Raw genomic sequence first — 3868 nt, 5'->3', positions numbered from 1 at the left:
GTCCCTGGCCATGGGTAGCCCAGATGGCGTCTAAAATGGCCTGTACCTCGCCACAGACCGCCGCCTTTTTCTCCGGTGTGAGGGCATCGTAGCCCGGTTCGATCTGGCGGGCGTTGTCCTCCACCGACAGATCGGGGTTGGCCTCCCGGTTCCCCAGCACCCAGGACTCCCGCTCCGTAACGCACTCCTGGCGAAACTCGGTGGTAGCCAGTTCGTAGCCCCAGTCGCGGAAGGCCCCTTCGGTGTACTTCATGATGTTGCCCTTGTGCACCAGGGTCACGGACTTGCGGTCGTTCTCGATGGCGTACTGGATCGCCGAGCGGATGAGGCGCTCCGAACCCGGACGGGAGACCGGCTTGATGCCGAAGCCGACCGTGGCGGGCTGCTCGCCGCCGAAACGGATCTTCTTAAACTCCTTGGGGAAGTTGGTCTTGATGAACTCGAGGGTCTTGAGGGCGATCTCGGAACCGGCTTCGAAGTCGATGCCGGCGTAGATGTCCTCGGTGTTCTCACGGAAGATCACCATGTCGACCTTGCCCGGATTCTTGACCGGCGAAGGCACGCCGGTGAACCACTGCACGGGGCGGAGGCAGACGTAGAGGTCGAGCTGCTGGCGCAGGGCGACGTTGAGGGAGCGGATGCCGCCGCCGGTGGGCGTGGTGAGCGGGCCCTTGATGCCGACGAGGTACTCGCGGAAGGCCGTGAGCGTCTCTTCGGGCAGCCAGTTCTGGGTCCGGTTGAAGGCCTTCTCGCCCGCGAGGACCTCGAGCCACTGGATCTGCCGGCGGCCGGCGTAGGCCTTGGCGACCGCGGCGTCGAGGACACGCACGGAGGCGCGCCAGATGTCCGGACCCGTGCCGTCCCCCTCGATGAAGGGGATGACGGGGCGGTCGGGGACGTTCAGCCTGCCCTGGGAGATGGTGATGCGTCCGGAGGAGGGGTTGCTCATGGCTAAGTGCCACAGGAAACCGCTTCCGGACGAGCGGTTTCAAGCCGATTCGGGCGTCCGGGCGAAAAGGCAAAAGAAAAGGACCCCCTTGCGAGGGTCCTTGTTTGACCGGCGGAGCCGGCGCCATCCGCCCCGGAGGACGGAAAGTCTAAGAAGAATTACTTCTTCTTGGACTTTTTGGCCTTCTTGGCGCCCTTCTTCTTGGCGGCCTTCTTCTTAGCCATAGTTTTTTCCTTATTTTGGGTCGTTGTTGGGTTAAAGGGCAGCGCCTGAAGCGCCACCCTGACGATTCGCCCCACGCTCACCCGGGCGTTGCGCGCCTGGCGGGTGATCCTGCTGCGGAGCTCCGACGGTACTCGGAAAGAAACTTGGCGCGACCGGGAGGCCTCCAGGTCGGGACGGGAGTCAGTGTAGCGGTCCAGCGCGTGCCGGATTGCCTGGGAGAGCGTGGCGAAGCCCGACCTCTGCTGGAAGGCGACGGTCTCGGAGTGGAGCTTCTCGGGAAGCGACACGGTGATGAGACTTTCGCTGAGGGGTTCGGTTCGGTTCGTCACGTCGCGGTTAACTCTTGTCATCCTTATTAGGAGATGCGCGCGGATGCGCAAGAGGAAATTTCACCCTCCCCGGCGCGACGCGTCCGAGGCGCGCGCGGCGCCCGATGTAAACGCGATTCGGATACGCGCGCGCGGTTGACGGAACGTCACGCGCGCCGCATCGTCAGCGCCGCGATGACCACTCAGGACGCGGTGCGCGGAACGACCGCGAGGTGGAGACGCGAGGCCGCCCTGGCCGCGGCGTGCGGCGCCTGCGGCGCGCTGGCTTTCGCCGCGGACGGCGCCGCGGGCCGTCCGCTGGCCGTCCTCGCCTGCGCGGCCGGCGGCTGGGACGCCGCCCGCGAAGCGTGGAAGTCGCTCCGCGGCGGCCGGGCCGACGTGCATCTGCTGATGCTGCTCGCCGCGGGCGGGGCCTGGGCGCTGGGCCAGCCGCTCGAGGCGACGCTGCTGCTGTTCCTGTTCTCGGCCGCGGGCGCGATCGAGCGGTACGCGATGGAGCGGTCGCGCGGCGCCATCGAGGCGCTGCTGGACCGCTCGCCGCGGCGGGCGCGGCTGATCGGCGCGGACGGGACTGAGAGCATGGTGCCGGTCGAGTCACTCCGGCCCGGCGACCTCGTGGCCGTGCTGCCGGGCGAGCTGGTGCCGGCCGACTGCCGCACCGAGGCCGGGGAGAGCGAGGCGGACGAGTCGACGCTCACGGGCGAGGCGCGGCCGGTGCGCAAGGGGCCGGGCGACCCGCTGTCGGGCGGCACGCTCAACGGCTGGGGGCGGCTGACGGCCAGGGTCGTACGGACGCAGGAGGACAGCGCGTTGCACCGCATCGTGCGCCTCATCCGGGAGGCGCAGGATAGCAAGGCGCCCGCCCAGCGGGCCATCGACCGCTGGGGCGACCGCTACGCCGTCTTCACGCTGGCGGCCAGCGCGGCGTTCTTCGCGGCGAGGGTCGCCCTGGGGTCGCCGGCGACGGGCGGCGAGGAGTCGGCCCTCTACCGCTCGCTCACCCTGCTGGTCGTGCTCAGCCCCTGCGCGCTGGTGCTCTCCGTGCCCTCGGCGGTGCTCGCCGCCATCGCCGCCGGCGCGCGCAACGGCATCCTCTTCCGCGGCGGCGCGGCCGTCGAGCGGCTGGCCGACGTCGACTGCGTGTGCTTCGACAAGACGGGCACGCTCACGGCCGGCGAACCCGACGTGGCGAGCATCGAGGTGACTCCGCCGGAGGCCGACCGCGTCCGGTCGCTCTCCGCCCTGCTCTCCCTGGAGGCGGGCACGACGCACCCTTTCGCACCGGCCGTGATCCGCGCCTGCGAGAAGGAGGGCGCGTCGATGACGCCGGTCGAAGGCCTGTCGGTCTCGCCGGGCCAGGGCGTCTCGGGCACGGTCGCGGGACGGCGCTGGGCCGCGGGCACCCGGGAATTCGCGGGCTGTCCCGGACTGCCCCCGGCGGCGGTCGATCCGGGAGCGATCGTCAGCGAAGTCTGGGCTTCGGACGGGACGGTCTCCGTGCGGGTCACGCTGATCGACCGCATCCGGGAGGAGAGCGCGCCCATGCTGGCCGAACTGGGTCGCCGGGGCATCCGCACCCTGATGCTGACCGGCGACCGCGAGGAGGCCGCCGCGGCCGCGGCGAAGCAGCTCGGGGTGCGCGACTACCGCGCGGCGCTCACGCCGGACGCCAAGATGGCCGCGATCCGCGGCCTCTCGGCGGGCGGCCACGTGGTCGCGATGGTCGGGGACGGGGTGAACGACGCGCCCGGGCTGGCCGCGGCCGACGTGGCGGTGGGCATGGGGGCGCGGGGCAGCGACGCCGCGCTCGAATCGAGCGACGTGGTCCTGCCCGACGACCGCATCGGCCGACTGGTCGACGCCATCGAACTCAGCCGGGCGGCCCGACGGGCGATCCGCGTCAACGTCACGCTGTCGGTCGTCGCCGCCCTCGGCATGGCGGCCTACGTCGTGGCGGCGGGAGCGCCGCTCACGGTCGGCGTGGCCGTCCATGAGGGCAGCACCGTGCTGGTGTGCCTCAACGGACTGCGCCTGCTGGCCTTCCGGCCGGGACGCCGCTCAGCGCAGCTCCCGTCCTGAGGCGTCGAAGAGGCGGAAGAACTCGACGCTGTAGGTGGGGTCGGCCTTGGTGCCCAGCTTCACCCTGCACGACTTCATCAGGTCCCGGAAGAAGTCGCGGTCCTCGGTGACGATGCGCTCGAGGTTGACCGGGTGGAGCAGGATGTTGATCTCCAGCTCCTTGTCGGGACCGTGCGTCTCGCGCAGGCGCCGGATGACGCTGAGCAGCTTGCGCTGCACCTCGACGGAGACCGTGCGGGGATTCTTGACGATGCCGCGCCCCTGGCAGTGCGGGCAGGCGGTGTAC

General features: G+C 70.3%; 4 protein-coding genes. 1 reads left to right on the top strand and 3 read right to left on the bottom strand.

Annotated elements, in window-relative coordinates:
* Both ACKOB8_RS06905 and ACKOB8_RS06900 read right to left on the bottom strand, forming a co-directional pair.
* Positions 1-949 (bottom strand): NADP-dependent isocitrate dehydrogenase (locus tag ACKOB8_RS06905; protein WP_526376477.1); only part of this gene is annotated, 949 nt, incomplete at its 3' end.
* A 158-nt stretch (positions 950-1107) separates the two neighbouring features.
* Positions 1108-1461, bottom strand: coding sequence for a hypothetical protein (locus ACKOB8_RS06900; protein WP_526376476.1), 354 nt, complete (start codon positions 1459-1461; stop codon positions 1108-1110).
* 177 nt (positions 1462-1638) lie between these two features.
* On the opposite strand from ACKOB8_RS06900, the gene ACKOB8_RS06895 reads away from it, so the two are divergent.
* Positions 1639-3582 (top strand): heavy metal translocating P-type ATPase, encoded by a 1944-nt coding sequence (locus tag ACKOB8_RS06895; RefSeq protein WP_526376475.1) that lies wholly within the window; start codon positions 1639-1641, stop codon positions 3580-3582.
* Here the strand turns inward: ACKOB8_RS06895 and ACKOB8_RS06890 are convergent.
* On the bottom strand, positions 3562-3868 hold a 307-nt coding region (locus tag ACKOB8_RS06890; RefSeq protein ID WP_526376474.1), incomplete at its 5' end, for a hypothetical protein. The two genes, ACKOB8_RS06895 and ACKOB8_RS06890, sit on opposite strands and share 21 nt — an antisense overlap.

It is taken from the genome of Mycobacterium sp., assembly GCF_046091765.1.
Classification (GTDB): Bacteria; Actinomycetota; Actinomycetes; order Mycobacteriales; family Mycobacteriaceae; genus Mycobacterium.
Note: the sequence above shows the minus strand (reverse complement) of the source record. Positions and strands in the feature narration are given on the sequence as shown.